This is a genomic window from Methylobacterium sp. M6A4_1b (genome assembly GCF_053345175.1).
In genome coordinates this window covers 278602-299167 of the sequence record NZ_JBKEZQ010000004.1, presented here as the reverse complement: position 1 = coordinate 299167, position 20566 = coordinate 278602, and the positions used below count along the sequence as shown (strand labels likewise).

Here is a 20566-nt window from a genome sequence, read left to right as displayed (position 1 = left end):
CGTCACGGCGTCGGGATCTCCCGCATCTCGACGCGATCCCGCGCGTCGCCGTCCCACTCGGAGGGGTTCCACCCGAGGCGTTTCAGATCCATCGCGCCGTGGCAACCCGCGGCCCCCGTACCGACCAGAGCCTGCCGAGCCGCCTGTATCGCGAAGCGACCCGAGGCCGCTCAGATGGCGTCGGTCCCGGTCTCGCCGGTGCGGATGCGGATGGCTTCCTCGATGGTCGAGACGAAGATCTTGCCGTCGCCGATGCGCCCGGTCTGGGCCGACTTGCGGATCGCCTCGACGGCGCCCTCCACCAGCGCGTCCGACAGGACGATCTCGAGCTTCACCTTCGGCAGGAAATCCACCACGTATTCGGCGCCGCGATAGAGCTCGGTATGGCCCTTCTGGCGCCCGAAGCCCTTCGCCTCGATCACGGTGATGCCTTGGAGACCGACCTCCTGGAGGGCTTCCTTCACCTCGTCCAGTTTGAAAGGCTTGATGATCGCTTCGATCTTCTTCATGCCGGGCGGGCCTGACCTCGATGCTTCTTGATCCATCGTTGGTACCATCGCCGTCCGGCCTTCGCCACGCCGATTTGTTCGGTGAAGGCGGAAAACTGCACAACGAACATGCACGTACCGCAAATCGTTTGGGCGAATGACGTGCCTGAGGCTGTTTCGTGAGCCTCAGACGAGCAGCCCCGCGCGAAACACCGGAGGAAACCGCGATGCCTACCCTGCGTCTGCTCAAGGTCGAGGCGATGCGCCGGGTCGATGCGGCGGCGATCGCCGCCGGAACGCCCGGGATCGTCCTGATGGAGCGGGCGGGAGCCGCCGTGGCGGAGCGCGCCCGCGCGCTGGCCGGGGAGGGCGCGCGCATCCTGGTCCTGTGCGGGTCGGGCAACAACGGCGGCGACGGCTACGTGGCGGCACGCCTCCTCGCCGAAGCCGGGCATGCGGTCGACCTCGCCGGCCTGGTGGCGCCGGAGGCCCTGTCCGGCGACGCGGCGGAGGCGGCCAAGGGCTGGGCCGGCCCGGTCCGGGATCTCGCGACCCTCGGCGACCTCGCGGCCTACGGCCTCGTCGTCGACGCCCTGTTCGGTGCAGGCCTCGCGCGCGACCTCGAGGGGTCCGTCGCCGCCCTGGTGGAACGGCTCGGGCAGGCCGCCTGCCCCGTCCTCGCCGTCGACGTGCCGAGCGGGATCGACGGCGATACCGGCGCCGTGCGCGGCGTCGCGGTGCGGGCCACCGAGACCATCACGTTCGTGGCCCTGAAGCCCGGCCACCTGCTCCAGCCCGGGCGCACCCAGTGCGGCACCCTGCACGTGGCCGAGATCGGCACCGGGGCGACGGCATTGGAAGCGGGTCTCGCCGGGGCCGCGCCGCTCTGGCGCAACGGGCCTGGCCTGTGGGACGCGGCCTTCCCGCGGCTCACGGCGGCGAGCCACAAGTACACCCGCGGGCACGCCCTCGTCCTGTCGGGTCCCGCCTACCGCACGGGCGCCGCCCGGATGGCGGCGCGCGCCGCGCTCCGGGTCGGGGCCGGCCTCGTCACCCTGGTCTCGCCGAGTACGGCCCTGGCGGAGAACGCCGCCCACTGCACCGCGATCATGCTGCGCGCCTGCGACAGCGCCGACGATCTCGACGACCTCCTCGTCGACGAGCGCCTGAACGTGGTCCTGGCCGGACCCGGCCTCGGCATCGGCGAGGCCACCCGCGATCTTGTGGCGGTGGCCGCCGCGGCGGGTCGCACCCTCGTCCTCGACGCCGATGCGCTGACGAGCTTCAAGGGACAGGCCGCCCTCCTGGCGGCGCACCTCTCAGACGGCGACGCTTTGGCGGTCCTGACCCCGCACGAGGGCGAGTTCGCCCGCCTGTTCGAGGGCACGGAGGCCGTCGACCCGGAGGCGGACAAGCTGGAGCGCGCCCGGCGTGCCGCCGCCCTGGCCGGGGCCGTCGTCGTTCTGAAGGGGGCCGACACGGTCGTCGCCGCTCCCGATGGCCGGGCCGCCATCAACGATCACGGCACGCCCTATCTCGGCACGGCCGGCGCCGGCGACGTGCTGGCCGGCTTGATCGCCGGGCTCCTGGCCCAGGGCATGGCGCCCTTCGAGGCCGCCGCCGCGGCGGTCTGGCTGCACGGCGACGCCGGCCTGCGCCACGGGCCCGGCCTCATCGCCGAGGACCTGCCGGAGATGATGCCGGCGGTGCTCGGCGCGCTGCTGGAGCCTAGGTGACCTCGAAGAGTGTCCAGAGCCCCGTGTCGAAGCGCTCCAGCACTGTGGAGCTGAGGAGCCAGCGTCCCGGATTGTCCGCCTTGAAGGCGATTCGCGCCGTGCGGCCTTCGAGCAGCTGGAATGTGTCGAGCCAGTAAGGCTCCCAGCCGTCGTCGAGGGGATGAAGCAGGCGGAAGGCGTGTCCGTGCAGGTGTAGGGCCTGCGGGAAGGCGGTCTCGTTCTTGATCGCCAGTACCACGACCTGGCCGCGCTTGACCGAGAAGAGCGGCGACATCCCGGCGCTGCCTGGTGCGCCGTTCACCGACCAGACCCGTTTCGGGTCGCCGGTATAGGTCGGCTCGGCAGCGGGCTTGTCCTTGTCGATCCGGGCGCCGCCCGTGAGGGTGATGTCGCGCCGGACGGCGTTTTGCAGCTTCACCTCGGCGGGCAGCAGCGGGTTGTCACCGATCTTCGCGATCGGCGGCCGCGGGGGCAGGGCGGCATCGCCGGTCAGCGCCAGGGTCGCGAGGGCGACGCCGTTGCCGATCAGCGCCGTGATCGTACCCTGGGCGCCGGCCTCGGTGGGCATGTCGAGCATCAGGTCGTAGCGGGTGCCGGGCGGAAAGGGCAGCGTGGCCCGCAATGGCTCGAAGGTGTCGGTGGGCTGGCCGTCCACCGCCAGCACGTAGACCTTCACGCCGTCGAAGCGGATGCGGGTGCCGCGGGCGTTGCAGACGTTGCCGAGGCGCAGGCGCAGGCGGCTGCCCGGCCGGGCCGTGATCGGCGCCGGCACCGGCACACCATTCAGGGTGACGAGGCTGCCGAGGCGCCCGGAGCTCGCGGCGAAGATCGGTTGGCCGAAGGGCAGCAGGGTGCTCGCGTCGTCGAGGCGCCAGTCCTGCATCAGCAGCGTCAGGTCCTGGTCCACGGGCGGCGGCGAGGCCTCCTCGACCACCAGGGCACCGGCGAGGCCTCGGCCCGAGGGCTCGCTCGACCCGCCGACCACGAGAGGGCGAATCAGGAAGGTGCCGGCATCCGGCGGCACGAAAGCGTAGGTGAAGTCGGCGCCGGGCGCGATCGGCGCCTGCGTGACGCCGCCGACCCCGTCCATGGGATTCTGGTTGCGCACCCCGTGCCAGTGAAGGCTGAGCGGCTTGTCCGTCCTGTTCTCCACCTTCAGCCGCGCCGTCTCGCCGAGGCGGATCCGGACCACCGGGGGGGCGGTCTTGCCGTCGAACGACCAGACCGGGGTCGGCACGGCCGGCTCGGGCTTGAGCCGCAGCGCGGCAGGCGCCGCCGTCAGGGTGCGGGCGGGCGACGCCGCGGATGGACCTGCCGGAGAGGGAGCCGCCGCGGGGGCTGCGGCGGGAGCCAGGGGGGCCCTCGTCGCTTCTGCGCGGGCGCTGCGCGGCAGCAGGGCCAGCGCTGCGACACCGCCGAGGACGGCACGGCGCGAGGCCGAGACGGGATCGCTCGGGGCGAGCGATCGGGCTTTCGGCAAGGGACCTTGCGGCATGGAACCTCGGCGTCGGGGAAGGACGGGACCGGTCGCGGCGGCGTCCGGGCGCTGCTTGTAGAATGCGGATTCGACGGACGCCAAATCGGCGCCGGAGCCGGCCGCGGCGGTCCGGAACGATCGTTGGCGGCGCGCCGATTTTTTTGCTGCGACCCGTGGCGCGCGTGCTATAGGACCCCGCTCTGGCGGCGGAAAGCGCGCCGGGCGTTGGCGCTTGCGGGCGTGGCGGAACTGGTAGACGCGCTGGATTTAGGTTCCAGTGTCGCAAGACGTGGGGGTTCGAGCCCCTCCGCCCGCACCAGTCCATCGCCGTCGGGAACGGATTGGCTCAGTGCGATGGCCGGCCGGCCCGCTGCAGGAAGCCGGCCCTCGGCGGCGCGCGATCCCGGCGCCGACCTCGTGGAGCCCGCCGAGGCGGGCCGCGAGGAACCAACCGAATTTGCGCGATCACACGGACGACAGCGGAAAGACGACCATGCAGGTGACCGAGACACTCTCCCAGGGACTGAAGCGCGAGTTTCAGGTCCTGCTCGCCGCGAACGAGCTCGAGGAGCGCCTGACCAGCGAGCTGTCGACCCTCAAGGACAAGGCCCAGATCAAGGGCTTCCGTCCCGGCAAGGTCCCGGTCGCGCATCTGCGGAAGCTTTATGGCCGCTCGGTCATGGCCGACGTGCTGCAGAACGCCGTCAACGAGGCGAACCAGAAGATCGTCTCCGAGAACAACCTCAAGCTCGCCCTGGAGCCCAAGATCGAGTTTCCCGGCGAGAAGTCGATCGTCGAGCGCGCCCTCGACGCCAAGGACGACGTCTCCTTCAACGTCGCCCTCGAGGTGCTGCCGACCTTCGAGCTTGTCGACTTGTCCGACGTCAGCCTGACCAAGCAGGTCGCCAAGCCGTCCGACGAGGAGATCGACGAGGCCATCACCCGCATGGCTTCCTCCAACCGCGCCTTTGCGCCCCGCGAGGAAGGCGCCGCCGCCGAGACCGGCGACCGGGTCACCATCGACTTCGTCGGCCGCATCGACGGAACCGAGTTCGAGGGCGGCACCGGGGAGGGCATCGATCTGGAACTCGGCTCCGGCTCGTTCATCCCCGGCTTCGAGGAGCAGCTCGTCGGCGCCAAGGTCGGTGACAAGCGCGTCGTCAAGTCGACCTTCCCGGAGGCCTACGGCGCCGCGCACCTCGCCGGCAAGGACGCCGAGTTCGACGTCACCGTGACGGCGATCCAGGCGCCCGGCGAGACCAAGATCGACGACGAGCTCGCCAAGACCTTCGGCATGGAATCCCTTGAGAAGCTCAAGGAGGCGGTCTCCACCGCCATCGGCAGCGACTTCGAGGCGCAGTCCCGCCGCAAGCTCAAGAAGGACCTGCTCGACGCCCTCGACACCAAGTACGCCTTCGAGCTGCCCCCGAGCCTGGTCCACCAGGAGTTCGCGGCCGTGTGGGCCCAGGTCGAGCAAGACCTCAAGACCCGCGAGAAGACCTTCGAGGACGAGGGCACCACCGAGGAGAAGGCGACCGCGGAGTACCGCAAAATCGCCGAGCGTCGCGTCCGCCTCGGCTTGGTGCTTGCACAGGTCGGTGAGACGGCCGATATCAAGGTCTCGGACGACGAGGTGAACCAGGCGCTGATCGCCCGGGTGCGGCAGTATCCCGGCCAGGAGCAGCAGGTCTGGGACTTCTACCGCAAGAACGCCCAGGCGCTCGCCGAGCTCCGTGCGCCGATCTTCGAGGAGAAGGTCGTCGACCACGTGCTCGCGCAGGTGAAGCTGGTCGAGGAGCCGGTCTCGAAGGACGCGCTGTTCGCCGACGAGGACGAGGCCGAGGCGGGTGCCGAAGGCAAATCCGAGACGAAGGCCGAGAGCGACGACTCGGCCTCGACCGGAACCGACGAGGGCCTGCCCGCCGTCGCCAAGGCCGACTGAGTCCGGCTGCTCCCACGAGGGCGGCGGGCTCGAGAGTAAGGCGATGTTCACCATCGCCGTAGTTCGCTGAAACGTCCGGTGCGCGCCCGATTCGCGGCGCGGCCGGACCCCTTGTAGCTGGGGCACGTGATGATGAGAGATCCGGTCGACTATTATAACAGCGCGCTCGTGCCCATGGTGGTCGAGCAGTCGAGCCGCGGTGAGCGTGCCTTCGACATCTATTCGCGCCTGCTGCGCGAGCGCATCATCTTCCTCACCGGTCCGGTCGAGGATTACGGCGCGTCGCTGATCGTCGCGCAGCTGCTGTTCCTCGAGGCCGAGAACCCCAAGAAGGAAATCTCCTTCTACATCAACTCGCCGGGCGGCGTCGTGACCTCCGGCCTGTCGATCTACGACACCATGCAGTTCATCCGCTGCCCCGTGACCACGCTCTGTGTCGGCCAGGCCGCCTCGATGGGTTCGCTGCTCCTCACCGCCGGCGAGCCCGGCCATCGCTTCGCCCTGCCGAACGCCCGGATCATGGTCCACCAGCCCTCCGGCGGCTTCCAGGGCCAGGCCACCGACATCCTGATCCATGCCCGCGAGATCGAGGCCCTGAAGAAGCGCCTCAACGAGATCTACGTGAAGCACACCGGCCGCGACTACGACACCATCGTCCAGGCGCTCGAGCGCGACAACTTCATGACGGCCGACGCCGCCAAGGAGTTCGGGCTCATCGACGAGGTGATCCAGAAGCGGCCCGAGCCCGCCGCCGCCTGATCCGGACGGGACCGCCGGGCCGTCCGGCCCGGCGCGTCGTTTCGAGGCGGAGCACTTTCCCGGTGCCTGCCTTGATCCCGTCGCGGTCGCGTGCTTGCATCGCCAGTCTGATCGAAGCCGGCAGATGCGCGCAGGTGACTGTTTCTTTAGGCGGACGCCATTAAATTCGAAGGATGCGTGTGCGCCCGGGACCGGCGCCATGCCCGCGAACGGAGACCGATATGAGCAAGACTGGCGGCAACGACTCGAAGAGCACGCTGTACTGCTCGTTTTGCGGCAAGAGCCAGCACGAGGTCCGCAAGCTGATCGCGGGCCCGACGGTGTTCATCTGCGACGAGTGTGTCGAACTGTGCATGGATATCATCCGCGAGGAATCGAAGTCCTCCCTGGTGAAATCGCGCGACGGGGTGCCGACCCCGAAGGAGATCCGCCGCGTCCTCGATGACTACGTCATCGGCCAGGATTTCGCGAAGAAGGTCCTCTCGGTCGCGGTCCACAACCACTACAAGCGCCTCGCCCACGCCTCGAAGCACAACGACGTCGAGCTGGCGAAGTCGAACATCATGCTGATCGGGCCGACCGGCTCGGGCAAAACGTTGCTGGCCCAGACCCTGGCCCGCATCCTCGACGTGCCGTTCACCATGGCGGACGCCACCACCCTCACGGAAGCCGGCTACGTCGGCGAGGATGTGGAGAACATCATCCTCAAGCTGCTCCAGGCCTCCGACTACAACGTCGAGCGGGCACAGCGCGGCATCGTCTACATCGACGAGATCGACAAGATCTCGCGCAAGTCCGACAACCCGTCCATCACCCGCGACGTCTCGGGCGAAGGCGTGCAGCAGGCCCTCCTGAAGATCATGGAGGGCACCGTCGCCTCCGTGCCTCCGCAGGGCGGCCGCAAGCACCCCCAGCAGGAGTTCCTGCAGGTCGACACCACCAACATCCTGTTCATCTGCGGCGGCGCCTTCGCGGGCCTGGAGCGGATCATCTCGGCCCGCGGCAAGGGCACCTCGATCGGCTTCGGCGCGACCGTCCAGGCTCCCGACGACCGCCGCACCGGCGAGATCTTCCGCAACGTCGAGCCCGAGGACCTGCTGAAGTTCGGCCTCATCCCCGAGTTCGTCGGCCGCCTGCCCGTGCTGGCGACCCTGGAGGATCTCGACGAGACCGCCCTCAAGCGCATCCTGCAGGAGCCGAAGAACGCTTTGGTCAAGCAGTACCAGCGCCTGTTCGAGATGGAGAACGTCGACCTCACCTTCCAGGAGGAGGCGTTGTCCATGGTCGCCCGCAAGGCGATCGAGCGGAAGACCGGTGCGCGCGGCCTGCGCTCCATCCTGGAGACGATCCTGCTCGAGACGATGTACGACCTGCCGGGTCTTGAATCCGTCGAGCAGGTGGTGATCGGCCCCGAGGTGGTCGAGGGCAAGGCCCGGCCGCTCTACATCCATGGCGACCGCAACAAGGAAGCCCCGGCCAGCGTCAGCGCCTGAGGCCCGCCGTCGGGTCTTCGTCAGGTCTGGGTCGAGCCTCGGGGCGGATGCTTGAAAACATCCGCCCCGATTTCCATCTCAAGCCTCAGCGCGATGGCCGCACGCTCGCCTCTGAGGTGCGGTGTCCCGCCACCAGCCGCACGCTCCAAGATCGTTTCCCAAGACACTTCCGACCCCCTCGCGGCCCGGTCGGCCCCTGGCAGGATGCTTGCTCCCTGGGAGGAGCGACTGCCCGGCGTCCATCATGAGGAAGTCCGACATGACCCAATCGAAATCGCGCCAGCCCGTCGTTCCGGGCTCGACGGGCTCCTACGCCGTCCTCCCCCTGCGCGACATCGTCGTGTTCCCGCACATCATCGTGCCGCTCTTCGTCGGCCGCGAGAAGTCGATCCGCGCCCTCGAAGAGGCGGTCCGCACCGACCGCCACATCCTGCTGGCGACGCAGATCAACGCCAGCGAGGACGATCCCTCGACGGACGCGATCTACAAGATCGGCACCCTGGCGAGCGTGCTGCAGCTCTTGAAGCTGCCCGACGGCACCGTGAAGGTGCTGGTCGAGGGCGCCGGCCGCGCCAAGATCACCCGCTTCACCAAATCCGACACCTACTACGAGGCCGAGGCCGAGACCCTCACCGACGAACTCGGTGACAGCGTCGAGGCGGAAGCGCTCGCCCGCTCGGTCATCGCCGAGTTCGAGAACTACGTGAAACTCAACAAGAAGATTTCGCCCGAGGTCGTCTCCGCGGTCACCCAGATCGATGAGCCTTCGAAGCTCGCCGACACCGTCGGCTCGCACCTCGCGGTCAAGATCGCCGACAAGCAGGCGATCCTCGAGATCCCGACGGTGGCGCAGCGCCTCGAGCGCGTGCTTTCGCTGATGGAGAGCGAGATCTCCGTGCTCCAGGTGGAGAAGCGCATCCGGACCCGCGTCAAGCGGCAGATGGAGAAGACCCAGCGCGAGTACTATCTGAACGAGCAGATGAAGGCGATCCAGAAGGAGCTGGGCGATTCCGAGGACGGCAAGGACGAGCTCGCCGAGCTCGAGGAGAAGATCGAGAAGACCAAGTTCACCAAGGAAGCCCGCGACAAGGCGGTGGCGGAGCTGAAGAAGCTGCGCCAGATGTCACCGATGTCCGCCGAGGCGACCGTGGTGCGCAACTACCTCGACTGGATGCTCGGCATCCCGTGGGGCAAGCGCTCGAAGATCAAGAAGGATCTTCTCGGCGCCCAGGTCATGCTCGACGAGGACCATTTCGGCCTCGACAAGGTGAAGGAGCGGATCGTCGAGTATCTCGCCGTGCAGCAGCGCGCGAACAAGCTCACCGGCCCGATCCTGTGCCTCGTCGGTCCTCCCGGCGTCGGCAAGACCTCGCTGGGCAAGTCCATCGCCAAGGCGACGGGGCGTGAGTTCGTGCGCATGTCGCTCGGCGGCGTGCGTGACGAAGCCGAGATCCGCGGTCACCGCCGGACCTATATCGGCTCGATGCCGGGCAAGATCGTCCAGTCGATGCGCAAGGCGAAGACCTCGAACCCGCTGATCCTCCTCGACGAGATCGACAAGATGGGCATGGACTTCCGGGGCGACCCGTCGGCCGCCCTGCTGGAAGTCCTCGATCCGGAGCAGAACGCCACGTTCAACGACCACTACCTGGAGGTGGATTACGACCTGTCGAACGTGATGTTCGTCACCACCGCCAACACGCTGAACATTCCTGCGCCCCTGATGGACCGCATGGAGGTGATCCGCATCGCCGGCTACACCGAGGAAGAGAAGCTCGAGATCGCGCGTAAGCACCTGATCCCGGGCGCCGTGAAGAAGCACGGTCTCGACGCCAAGGAGTGGCAGATCGACGATGCCGGCCTGTTGATGCTCATCCGCCGCTACACGCGGGAGGCGGGCGTGCGCAACCTGGAGCGTGAGATCTCCAACCTGATCCGCAAGGCGGTGAAGGAGATCCTCATCACCAAGGTGAAGGCCGTCAGCGTCACGGAAGAGAACATGCCGGTCTTCCTCGGTCCGCCGAAGTTCCGCTACGGCGAGATCGACGAGGAGGATCAGGTCGGCGTGGTCACGGGTCTGGCCTGGACCGAGGTCGGCGGCGAACTGCTGACGATCGAGGGCGTCATGATGCCCGGCAAGGGCAAGATGACGGTCACGGGCAACCTGCGGGACGTGATGAAGGAGTCGATCTCCGCCGCGGCGAGCTACGTCCGCTCGCGGGCCGTCGATTTCGGCATCGAGCCGCCGCTGTTCGACCGCCGGGACATCCACGTCCACGTTCCCGAGGGGGCGACCCCGAAGGACGGTCCGTCGGCCGGCATCGGCATGGCGACCGCGATCATCTCGACGCTGACGGGCATTCCGGTGCGCCGCGACGTGGCGATGACGGGCGAGGTCACCCTGCGGGGCCGCGTGCTCCCGATCGGCGGCCTCAAGGAGAAGCTGCTCGCCGCTCTGCGCGGCGGCATCAAGACGGTCCTCATCCCCGAGGAGAACGCCAAGGACATCGCCGAGGTGCCCGATAGCGTGAAGAACGGGATGGAGATCATCCCCGTCTCGCGGATGGACCAGGTGCTCCAGCACGCTCTCGTTCGCGTGCCCGAGCCGATCGAGTGGGAGGAGCCGGCCCCGCCGGTTCGCCCGGTCATCGCCGAGGACGATTCCGCGACCGTCATCGCCCACTAGCGCCGATGCAGCGTTGATCTGAAGCGAGGCCCCGGCATACGAGCCGGGGCCTTTTTCATGCCCGGACCTGCGCAGCGCCGGAGGAGGGGGTTGCGCGCCCTCCCGCGCTTCCGTTACGAAGCGTCGCGCTCTGCGAGACGTAGGGCAGCAAGTCGGGCGGTTAGCTCAGTTGGTAGAGCGTCTCCTTTACACGGAGAGGGTCGGCGGTTCGAGCCCGTCACCGCCCACCAAGCTTCCCCGCCCCGATCCGATCCTCCTGCGTCGCGCCGTTTCCAGAAGGCGAGTGCAGCGGCCGGAGCGATCGAGCGGGTCTGTTCGGGTCGCGTTCCGACCAGACCCAAGTCGATTGGCGCCAAGCTCGCGCCGGCAAAAGTGTGGGTCCTGGTCGGGCACAGCGTTGGCATCGTCGTCGGTCCAACCAAGTACCACGGCTTCTGCATACGGCCCCGTCTCCGAGACAGGGATCTTCGAATTCAGGTCGTCTTGGACCGTCGAAGCGGCAGCTCCGACCGATAGACGAAGACGTAGAGCAGGATGAAGAGGGCCGACGATCCGATGGTCGTCAGGAGGTCGTGTCCTCCGAACACGTCGCCGATCTGACGCGCGACGAAGGCGAGCGCCAAGCCCACGAAGGGCGGCAGGAGGTCCGCGGCCCGGCCCGGGATGAACCCATGGAGGCGCGCGGTGTAGACGAAGCGCACGACATTCACGAGGCCGAAGGCGACCACGACGGAACTCGCGGCGCCGATCTGCCCGTAGCGCGGGACCAGGATGAGCAGCGCGACGACGAGCACCAGCGCGCCGCTGCCGAGGATGGCGTTCTCCTGGCGATGATGGCCGGTCATCGAGAGCGCATAGCCCATCGGCGCAAGGGTGGCACTGAGGAGAAATGCCAGCGGCAGCATGAAGCAGACGGCTGGGTCGAAGTGGAAGGCCTTCCCGAAGATCAGATCGAGTCGGTCGCCGAAAACGGCGAGTCCGGCGAACATGAAGCTCGAGATGATCGAAGCATGGCGGATGTAGCGACTCAGCTCCCGCTTGAGGCTGTCCAGATCACCCTGTTGGTAGAAGTTGGCGATCCGCGGTCCGAGCGTCTGACTGCCGGCCACCGACCAGAAGACGATGAGCTGCGCGACGGTCGAGAGGGCTGCGTATTCCCCGATGCTCGCCGTATCGGCATACAGCCCAAGCACGAGGATGTCCGCGAGGCGCATCGTTCCATAGACGACGATGGACGCGCACATCCAGACCGCCTCGCGCGAGACGCGCCAATACTCGGCTCGGACGACGATCCTGTCCGCGGGGGCGCCCGATGCCGGGCGTCGTCCGTGCCTGCGTCGCTCGTCGATGAAGCAGAGACACTGCGTCATGATGATCTGCGCCGTGTTGACGAAGGCGACGGCGAGGGTGCTCGGCCAGAAGAGGAGCACCGGACCGATCATCAGCACCCGCAGCACCGACTGACCGATATAGTAGAAGATCGCGTACCGGGCCGGTTCGCCGCGCGCCTTGTAAAGGGCGCCGAGGATGCTGAGATCGCCGGCGAAGGGAAGGGTCAGGATGGTCACCAGCATGATCGTATCGAGGCCGGGATGACCGAACACGTTCACGAACGACGAGCCCAGCGCGGCCACGATGACCGCGAGCATCACGCCGATATTCAGTAGTGCCGCCGTCAGTCTGAGCTTCCGGATCACGGCCTGAGCGACGGGATCGGCGGAATCGGTGCGTCCGCAGAATTTCAACAGCGCGATGTCGAGACCGAGGGGTGCGATCATCGCTGGAACCAAGGCAATACTTCGCGCGAGATTGATCAGACCATAGCCCTCGGCACCGATTGTTCGGGCGATGATGAGCGATGTTCCAAACGTCAAGACAAGCTGGACGACCTGGCCCACCATAACGATGGAAAATTCATTCCGAACCATTCGTTTTGCGAGGGAAATCACCCGTTCGTCTCCAAAGGCGGCAAGCGGCTGCCCCAGTCGCACGACATACACGAGCGCTCGTGACATGTCTGATGTGGATCGGCTCCCTGCGAGGCCGGTTGCGCCCGCCGAGCCACGTCGCCGATGGGATGCGGATCGATCGCAAACGTGCGGCGAAGAAGGACCCGTCGCGCTTAGCAACTCTCGGACCTGCCGAGCCTGCCGGGACTGCCGCTTCGGCGGTTCGAACCTCCGCCGAAGGCACCCGGGCGCTGTGAGGTCACCGCCACGGGGCGTTGGAGCGGAGTGCCGGGTGACCTGTGCCCTCGGAGCTTTCCACGGCACGGTCCGGATGCTAGACAGGCCCCTTCGAGTTCGTTCTAAGCAACTGACAAGACTGATGTTTGTGGATTGCCGACGCTCGCGGCGATCAGGGTTCCTCCCAGAGCTGAGGTGACGCGTGGCGGATGAAGGCGAGATCCATCCGAAGGCGGCCCGGAGTTTTCCGTCGCCCTGGATCGTCGTCGAGCGGGACGGCAGCTTCTGTATTGAGGATGGGGAAGGGCTCGCGGTGGCTTGGACCTACTTCGCGGACGATGCAGCGGCGCGCACGGTGACGGGGTCGATGACCCGGCAGGAGGCGCAGCGCATCGCCAAGGCGATCGCGATGGTCCCGGAAATGCGCACGATCATCCGTTCCCTGCAGGACGGTCTCGCCGAGGCGGATGCCGACGATCCGCAGGGCTGAGACGCGGCGGTGGGCGGGAGGCATGCGATGACACCCATTGATCCCGCTGCGGATCATCGCCCTCGTCGTCGGCGCGCCTGTGATGACGTACGGGTGCTGATCGGCGGCGGGCCGGTCGTCCTCACGGAGGCGATCCGGATCCCTTTCGGTGCCTTCCACCTCTGGCGGAAGGTCGCTTCGTGCGCCGGGCCGAGGCGCGGCTGCGAGCGACGGTTCCAGGTGAGCGAAGGACCGAGAGTGACGAAGGACCGGGACCAGCCGCAGCAAGCGGCGGCGATCGCGGCCGGCACCGGGGGACGTGAGCGCCGCCGTCGCCGCCGACCAGCATCCGATTTTTCCGAGGCCGCTCAGCCGCCCGCCATCACGAGCGCCCAGTAGCGCTTGTAGCGAGTGCCCGGCGCATCGACGCGGGCGATGCCGATCCGACGCAATTGCGGGATCAACATGTTCTTGTTGTGCTCTGTCGAGGCCTTCCAGCGTGCCAGCACCTCGTCGAAGGTGGCCGAGCCGGCGCTGAGGTTCTCGGCGGCGTAGGTCCGGCCGAAACCGGCCTGTGCCATGCGAGAATCGAAGGTGCCGCCGATCTCGTGGCTGAGACGCCCCGCCTTCGCGTTCGAGGCGGCTTGGTAGGAGGCAGCCCGGATCAGGCTCGAGTCGATCGCCACCGGGCCGAGCCCATGGTGGGCCCGGTAGCGCGAGATCGCGGCGGCGGCAGCCTGCTCGTCGAGGATGACGAGGCTGGTCGGCTGGTCGGGTGCGAGCAGGGTGGGCGTGCCGCAGCCCGCCAGGGCGAGCAGGACGGAGAGGGCGAGGGCGCTCGCGCCGAGGCGGAGGGCCGGACGCGGCGCGACGGTGCGGGACATGCGCATCGGTATGGAGAGATCTCTGGATCGAGCCTGTGAACCTTCCGCCTCGTCGGTCGATGCGGCGAAAACGCGGCGTCCGGCGCCAGCGCAATCACAGGGATTCCGCCTGTGACTCTCGGGTCACGGAGCGGTGTCAGATCCGGGTGTCGTGATTCCGGGGCGCGGCGCCGAAATGCCGGGCCGCGATGCGTAGCTCGGGCTGGCTTTCGATCCCCCGCGCCACCTGTGGCTGCGCTCCGTGCAGGCAAGGTGGGACGTCGTCGACGTCGCGGACGCGTTTGTGGGATTCGCAGGGAATCCGGTGCGCGAGCGAGGCCGGCGGTGAACGAGAGGACGTCGAATCCCGAGTTCCGTCGCCTTCCGGCAAAGTTCTGGCAGGACTTAGGGTCAGGACTTCGGGTAATGTGGCGCGGGCGACGGGACTCGAACCCGCGACCTCCGGCGTGACAGGCCGGCACTCTAACCGACTGAGCTACGCCCGCATCCGATATTCGGGAAAGTGGTGACGTGGCGCGGGCGACGGGACTCGAACCCGCGACCTCCGGCGTGACAGGCCGGCACTCTAACCGACTGAGCTACGCCCGCTTGACGTCCCGCCCCGTTTCCGGCGGTGTCGGCGGTGTAGGTTCAGTGCCCGGGGCTGTCAAGCAATCCCGGAACGCATTCGGCCGGGAATTTCCGGACCGGACGGTCGCGCCCGAAGGCGGCATTGAAACCGCGTCGCTTTTCTGTCATAGCCCCCTCGCGTTGAACCGCCCGGCCGATCGGGCTGCCGTGGCGGTTCGTGCTGCTCCATCAGAAGCATCAACCGAGCGCATCTCTTCGATCCGTCCGGATCGGGGTCGCTGCGCGTTCAGGAGAGCCAAATGCCCAAGCTGAAAACCAAGTCGGGCGCGAAGAAGCGCTTCAAGATCACCGGCACCGGCAAGGTCATGTATGCCCAGGCCGGCAAGCGCCACGGGATGATCAAGCGGACGACGAAGCAGATCCGCAACCTGCGCGGCACCACCACCCTGTTCGAGGGCGATGCTGCCAACGTGAAGAAGTACTTCCTGCCCAACAGCCGGTAAGCCTTCACGACGCCGAGACTGCTTTTTTCGTAATCCAGGAGAACTCCCATGGCCCGCGTCAAGCGCGGCGTGACCAGTCACGCGAAGCACAAGAAAGTCCTCAAGGCCGCCCGTGGTTATTACGGTCGCCGCAAGAACACGATCCGGATCGCCAAGCAGGCGGTCGAGAAGGGCATGCAGTATGCCTACCGCGATCGGAAGAACAAGAAGCGTACGTTCCGCGCCCTCTGGATCCAGCGCCTCAACGCCGCTGTCCGTGAGCACGGCCTGACCTACTCGCGCTTCATCAACGGCCTGTCGATCTCCGGCATCGAGGTCGACCGCAAGGCCCTCTCCGAGCTCGCGATCCACGAGCCCGCTTCGTTCGCCGCGGTGGTCGAGATCGCCAAGGCCGCCCTCCCGGCCGCCAAGGCCGCCTGAGGCGAGTCCGGCTCGCCCGAGCCGAGCGCTGTTCTTCACGAAAGGCGCGGCGCCCCTGGGGAGCCGCGCCTTTCGTCTTTCTGCCCGAGATCGCGGGTTTTCGGGCTCTGACCGCTTGCGTTGCGGTCGGGGACCGGGAAAACCCTCGCCTCAGGCCGATGGAGCCCGCCCGGCCCCGCGAGGGTCGGCGCCGCAGCCGGTGAGTTGAACCGATGACCGATCTCGACACCCTCGAAGGCGACCTGCTCCGACAGGTCGCAGGCGCCGCCGACGAGTCCGCCCTCGACGCCGTGCGCGTCGCGGCCCTGGGCAAGAAAGGATCGGTCTCCGAGCTTCTGAAGACCCTCGGGGCGATGACGCCCGACGAGCGCAAGGCGCGCGGACCCCTGATCAACGGCCTGCGCGACCGGGTGCAGGGTGCGCTGGCGACCCGGCGCGACGCCCTGGCGGAGGCGGCGCTCGCCGCCCGCCTCGCGGCCGAGCGCATCGACGTGACCCTGCCGGTGCGCGAGGCACCGGAGGTGCGCGGCCGCGTCCACCCGATCAGCCAGGTCATGGACGAGATCACGGCGATCTTCGCCGATATGGGCTTCTCGGTGGCCGAAGGACCCGACATCGAGACCGACGATTACAACTTCACCGCCCTCAACTTCCCGCCCGGCCACCCGGCGCGCGAGATGCACGACACCTTCTTCCTGGCCCCCGACCGGAACGGCCAGCGCAAGGTGCTGCGCACCCACACCTCTCCGGTTCAGATCCGGACGATGCGTGCCCAGCAACCGCCGATCCGGGTGATCTGCCCGGGCCGGACCTACCGGCACGATTCCGATCAGACCCACACGCCGATGTTCCACCAGGTCGAGGGCCTGGTGATCGACAAGGCTGCCAACATCGCCAACCTCAAATGGGTGCTGGAGGAGTTCTGCCGCACCTTCTTCGAGGTCGAGGCGGTGAAGATGCGCTTCCGGCCCTCGTTCTTTCCCTTCACCGAGCCCTCGGCGGAAGTGGACATCCAGTGCTCGCGCAAGGGCGGCGAGATCCGCTTCGGGGAGGGCACCGACTGGCTCGAAATCCTCGGCTGCGGCATGGTCCACCCCAACGTGCTGCGCAATTGCGGCCTCGATCCCGACAGCGTCCAGGGCTTCGCCTTCGGCGTCGGCATCGACCGGATCGCGATGCTGAAATACGGCATGCCGGATCTGCGCCCCTTCTTCGAGGCGGACGTGCGCTGGCTGGACCATTACGGCTTCCGCCCCCTCGATATCCCGAGCCTGGTGGCGGGGCTGACGGGCTGATCCCCGGCCTTCGCGCGCCGGCCTCCGCCGGACGAGACCTTTCCTTTCCTGTTCGGCGCCGGCATCCCATCTTCCCGGGACCCTCGGACGCCAGGGGATTCAAGCGATGAAACTCACTCTCTCCTGGCTCAAGGATCACCTCGACACCGAGGCGTCCCTCGACACCGTGGCCGAGACCCTGACGCGGATCGGGCTCGAGGTCGAAGGCATCGAGGACAAGGCGGCGAGCCTCAAGCCCTTCGTGGTCGCCCACGTGCTCACCGCGGAGCAGCACCCGAACGCCGACCGCCTGCGCGTCTGCACGGTGGATGCCGGCAACGGACAGCCCGTGCAGGTGGTGTGCGGCGCGCCCAACGCCCGGGCCGGGATGAAGACGGTGTTCGCCCCCCCCGGCACCTATGTGCCCGGCCTCGACAAGACCCTGGCGGTCGGCAGCATTCGCGGTGTCGACAGCCTCGGCATGCTGTGCTCGGGCGCCGAGCTCGGCCTCGGCGATGAGTCCAGCGGCATCCTCGACCTGCCGGATGACGCGCCGACCGGTCAGCCCTACGCCCTCTACGCCAAGCTCGACGACCCGGTGGTCGAGATCAACCTCACGCCGAACCGGCCCGACTGCACCGCCATCCACGGCATCGCCCGCGACCTCGCGGCGACCGGGATCGGCGACCTCAAGCGCGAGCCGCAGCCGCCGGTACGGGGGGAGGGCGAGTGTCCCGTTCCCGTCACCCTCGATTTCGCGGCGCCCGACGCGGGCCTCTGCCCCTACTTCACCCTGCGCCTCGTGCGTGGCGTCAGGAACGGCCCCTCGCCGGATTGGATGCAGGCCCGCCTGCGGGCTCTGGGCCTGCGCCCGATCAACGCCCTCGTCGACATCACCAACTACCTGACCTTCGACCGTGGCCGGCCGCTCCATGTCTTCGACGCCGCCAAGGTGGCGGGGGGCCTCGTGGTTCGTCGTGCCCGCGACGGCGAGGCCCTGAAGGCCCTCGACGGCAAGACCTACACCCTGACCGGCGACACCGTGGTCATCGCCGACGACAACGGCGTCGAGTCCATCGGCGGTATCATCGGCGGCGAGGCCTCGGGTTGCGATGCGTCGACCACCGACGTGCTGATCGAGTCGGCCCTGTGGGACCCGGTGAACATCGCCCAGTCCGGCCGTCGCCTCGGCGTGATCACCGATGCGCGCTACCGCTTCGAACGCGGCGTCGACCCGGCCTTCACCCTGCCGGGCCTCGACCTCGCCACCCGCCTGGTGCTGGAGATCTGCGGCGGCAGCCCGAGCCGGCCCGTGATCGTCGGTGAACCGCCCCAGACCGAGCGGGTCATCGATTTCCCTTGGACCGAGACCCGGCGTCTCGCCGGCATCGAACTCTCCCGGGCCGAGATGAAGGTGACGCTCGAGGCCCTGGGCTTCCACGTGGCCGGATCGGGCGACCGCGTGAAGGTGCTCACCCCGTCCTGGCGCCCGGACGTCGAGGGCAAGGCCGACCTCGTCGAGGAGATCGTGCGCATCGCCGGGCTCGACCGCATCGAGGCGAAGCCCCTGCCGCGCATCGAAGCGGCGGTGGGCAAGCCGGTGCTGACCGTGATGCAGAAGCGCACCCGCCTCGCCAAGCGGGCGCTGGCCAGCCGCGGCCTCGTCGAGGCGGTGACCTGGTCGTTCATCCCGCACGAGGACGCCGTGCTGTTCGGCGGGGGCGGGGCCGACCTGGCGCTGGCCAACCCGATCGCCGCCGATCTCTCCGACATGCGCCCGAGCCTGGTGCCCGGCCTGCTGCGCGCCGCCCAGCGCAACGCCGACCGCGGCAGCGCCGACGTCGCCCTGTTCGAGGTCGGCCAGTGCTTCGCCACCGACCAGCCGGAGGGCCAGACCAACCGAGCGGCCGCGATCCGGCGCGGCACCGCCAGCCATGCCGGTGCGGGCCGGCACTGGGACGGGCGCACCGACGGCGTCGACGCCTTCGACGCCAAGGCCGATGCCCTCGCGCTCCTGGCGTCGCTCGGTGTGCCGACCGGCGGCCTGCAGGTCGTGGCCGGCGGGCCGGATTGGCTGCATCCGGGCCGCTCCGGCACCCTTCAGTTCGGACCCAGGAACCCGGTCGGCTTCTTCGGCGAGGTGCATCCCCGCGTGATGAAGGCCCTGGACCTCAAGGGCCAGCTCGTCGCCTTCGAGATCACCCTCGACGCGGTGCCGCTGCCGAAATACCGTCCCACCAAGGTCAAGCCGGCCCTGGCCCTCTCGGACTTCCAGCCGATCTCCCGCGATTTCGCCTTCGTGGTCGGCCGCGACGTGGCGGCCGGGGAGGTGGTGAAGGCCGCCCAGGCCGCCGAGCGCAAGCTCATCACCGGCGTCGACGTGTTCGATCTCTACGAGGGCGTCGGTATTCCCGAGGGCTCGAAGTCGGTGGCGATCGCGGTTCGGCTCCAGCCGGTGGACCGCACCCTCACCGATGCGGAGATCGAGGCGGTCACCGCCCGGATCGTCGCCGAGGTCGCGCGCAAGACCGGTGCGACCCTCCGCTCCTGACAGGATAGGTTATCCATGCTCGATCCGGATCTCGTCGCCGCGCTCTCGGCCGCCAAGCACCTGCCGGTGCCCGAGATGCGCGCGGCGCTCGCGGAGCCACAGCGCATCGCCGACGCGGTGCTCGACGTCCTGGATCGGGCCGCCCGGGACCCGGACCTCGGGGAGTCCGACGCCGACCTCCTGTTCTGGGGCCTGCACGTCCTCGCCGCAGCCCAGGACACCCGGGTCTATCGCCCGCTGATCCGGCTCCTCCATCGCGACGGGGAGACCCTCGACATCCTCCTCGGCGATGCGCTGACGACGACGCTGACCAAGGTTCTGGTCAGCGTTTTCGACGGCGATGTGGAGCCTCTCTTCACCCTGCTCGTCGACAGCACGGTCGACGACGTCGTGCGGAACGAAGCCCTCGCCGCCGTGGCCTTCCTGAGCCAGATCGGGCGCATTCCGCGCCGCCAGGCCCACGACGTTCTGGTCCGCTTCGACGACAAGCGGGCCGCCGTCGAGGGCGATCTCGCCTGGGCCGGCTGGGAGGAGGCGATCGCGCTCCTTGGTCTCGGCGAGTTGGCGCCTCGCGTTTCGGCCGCGCGCCAGGACGGCCGGCTCACCGCGGAGATCAGCGACCCGTCCTGGTTCCCGGGAGCTCTGCGCGAGGCGATGGAGATCGACGACCCCGCCCGGTTCGACCCGGACCGTTTCGGGACCCTCGATGACCCGGTGGCAGAGCTCGCCTGGACGGCGGAGGGATTCGGCCAGCCGATCCGCAATCCCCTCAAGCATGTCGGCCGCAACGATCCCTGTCCCTGCGGCAGCGGCCGGAAGTTCAAGAAGTGCTGCCTGGACAAGGCCGTGGCCTGACGACCGCGGAGGGGGCGCCCGCACCGGGCACCAGCCCGAAGGCCGCCGGCTCGCTCGTCGATCCCCTTCTGCCGGCACCAGGATGTAACGACACCGGTCGCGACGGCGTGGTTAATCCTGTCCGCCGCGAAATTCTCGCATGGTCAGGCGGCGTTTTAATCCCGTCAGACCCGAATAAAATACCAGCAAAGGCGGGTGCGATTCACGCGATTCAGCCTTGGCCGGCCTCTTGTGCGGGGCAGCGTGACCGAACATATTTCGTCGTGAGGCGTC

15 protein-coding genes and 4 tRNA genes are annotated in these 20566 nt (G+C 68.2%); 13 read left to right on the top strand and 6 right to left on the bottom strand.

The window, feature by feature from the left end:
- Positions 1-170: 170 nt before the first annotated feature.
- Entirely contained in the window at positions 171-509 is a 339-nt protein-coding gene (locus tag ACLBWX_RS06755; protein ID WP_003600526.1) for a P-II family nitrogen regulator, read from the bottom strand.
- 206 nt (positions 510-715) lie between these two features.
- Between ACLBWX_RS06755 and ACLBWX_RS06750 the strand changes: the two genes are divergently transcribed.
- Positions 716-2224 (top strand): NAD(P)H-hydrate dehydratase, encoded by a 1509-nt coding sequence (locus tag ACLBWX_RS06750; protein WP_447676287.1) that lies wholly within the window; start codon positions 716-718, stop codon positions 2222-2224.
- Here the strand turns inward: ACLBWX_RS06750 and ACLBWX_RS06745 are convergent.
- Positions 2217-3719, bottom strand: a complete 1503-nt coding sequence (locus ACLBWX_RS06745; RefSeq protein WP_447676286.1) for a multicopper oxidase family protein — start codon at positions 3717-3719, stop codon at positions 2217-2219. The genes ACLBWX_RS06750 and ACLBWX_RS06745 overlap by 8 nt on opposite strands.
- A gap of 216 nt (positions 3720-3935) precedes the next feature.
- On the opposite strand from ACLBWX_RS06745, the gene ACLBWX_RS06740 reads away from it, so the two are divergent.
- The 6 genes from ACLBWX_RS06740 to ACLBWX_RS06715 all read left to right on the top strand — a co-directional run bounded on the left by ACLBWX_RS06740 (position 3936) and on the right by ACLBWX_RS06715 (position 10811).
- A tRNA-Leu gene (locus ACLBWX_RS06740) sits at positions 3936-4020 on the top strand.
- A gap of 174 nt (positions 4021-4194) precedes the next feature.
- Positions 4195-5643 carry a trigger factor gene (tig, locus tag ACLBWX_RS06735; protein ID WP_447676285.1) on the top strand — a complete coding sequence of 483 codons (1449 nt, stop codon included), beginning with the start codon at positions 4195-4197 and terminating at the stop codon, positions 5641-5643.
- Positions 5644-5775: 132 nt separating this feature from the next.
- On the top strand, positions 5776-6402 hold the full coding sequence (locus tag ACLBWX_RS06730; protein ID WP_026176059.1) for an ATP-dependent Clp protease proteolytic subunit: 627 nt from the start codon (positions 5776-5778) through the stop codon (positions 6400-6402).
- 221 nt (positions 6403-6623) lie between these two features.
- The gene (gene clpX, locus ACLBWX_RS06725; protein ID WP_055955375.1) at positions 6624-7895 is read left to right on the top strand and encodes an ATP-dependent Clp protease ATP-binding subunit ClpX; all 1272 of its coding nucleotides are present in this window, start codon (positions 6624-6626) and stop codon (positions 7893-7895) included.
- 259 nt (positions 7896-8154) lie between these two features.
- Positions 8155-10581, top strand: a complete 2427-nt coding sequence (lon, locus tag ACLBWX_RS06720) for an endopeptidase La (RefSeq protein ID WP_447676284.1) — start codon at positions 8155-8157, stop codon at positions 10579-10581.
- Between the two features lie 154 nt (positions 10582-10735).
- Positions 10736-10811 (top strand) — tRNA-Val (locus tag ACLBWX_RS06715).
- 243 nt (positions 10812-11054) lie between these two features.
- Here the strand turns inward: ACLBWX_RS06715 and ACLBWX_RS06710 are convergent.
- Complete coding sequence (locus tag ACLBWX_RS06710; RefSeq protein WP_447676283.1) at positions 11055-12596, bottom strand: lipopolysaccharide biosynthesis protein; 1542 nt, start codon at positions 12594-12596, stop codon at positions 11055-11057.
- A 373-nt stretch (positions 12597-12969) separates the two neighbouring features.
- Here ACLBWX_RS06710 and ACLBWX_RS06705 point away from each other — a divergent pair, with 373 nt between their 5' ends.
- Positions 12970-13257, top strand: coding sequence for a hypothetical protein (locus ACLBWX_RS06705; protein ID WP_447676282.1), 288 nt, complete (start codon positions 12970-12972; stop codon positions 13255-13257).
- Positions 13258-13604: 347 nt separating this feature from the next.
- Here the strand turns inward: ACLBWX_RS06705 and ACLBWX_RS06700 are convergent, their stop codons facing one another.
- The 3 genes from ACLBWX_RS06700 to ACLBWX_RS06690 form a co-directional block, all read right to left on the bottom strand.
- Positions 13605-14120: a CAP domain-containing protein gene (locus ACLBWX_RS06700; RefSeq protein ID WP_447676281.1), complete on the bottom strand. Its 516-nt coding sequence runs from the start codon at positions 14118-14120 to the stop codon at positions 13605-13607.
- 408 nt (positions 14121-14528) lie between these two features.
- Positions 14529-14605: transfer RNA gene (locus ACLBWX_RS06695), tRNA-Asp, on the bottom strand.
- A 26-nt stretch (positions 14606-14631) separates the two neighbouring features.
- A tRNA-Asp gene (locus ACLBWX_RS06690) sits at positions 14632-14708 on the bottom strand.
- Between the two features lie 281 nt (positions 14709-14989).
- Between ACLBWX_RS06690 and rpmI the strand changes: the two genes are divergently transcribed.
- From rpmI to ACLBWX_RS06665, 5 genes are all read left to right on the top strand, one after another.
- Positions 14990-15193: a 50S ribosomal protein L35 gene (gene rpmI / locus ACLBWX_RS06685; RefSeq protein ID WP_018044555.1), complete on the top strand. Its 204-nt coding sequence runs from the start codon at positions 14990-14992 to the stop codon at positions 15191-15193.
- Between the two features lie 48 nt (positions 15194-15241).
- Entirely contained in the window at positions 15242-15613 is a 372-nt protein-coding gene (gene rplT, locus ACLBWX_RS06680) for a 50S ribosomal protein L20 (RefSeq protein ID WP_447676280.1), read from the top strand.
- A 212-nt stretch (positions 15614-15825) separates the two neighbouring features.
- The gene (gene pheS / locus ACLBWX_RS06675; RefSeq protein WP_447676279.1) at positions 15826-16908 is read left to right on the top strand and encodes a phenylalanine--tRNA ligase subunit alpha; all 1083 of its coding nucleotides are present in this window, start codon (positions 15826-15828) and stop codon (positions 16906-16908) included.
- A 106-nt stretch (positions 16909-17014) separates the two neighbouring features.
- Positions 17015-19438, top strand: coding sequence for a phenylalanine--tRNA ligase subunit beta (gene pheT, locus ACLBWX_RS06670; protein WP_447676278.1), 2424 nt, complete (start codon positions 17015-17017; stop codon positions 19436-19438).
- Between the two features lie 15 nt (positions 19439-19453).
- Positions 19454-20293, top strand: a complete 840-nt coding sequence (locus ACLBWX_RS06665) for a DUF1186 domain-containing protein (protein ID WP_447676277.1) — start codon at positions 19454-19456, stop codon at positions 20291-20293.
- The last annotated feature ends 273 nt before the right edge of the window (positions 20294-20566 follow it).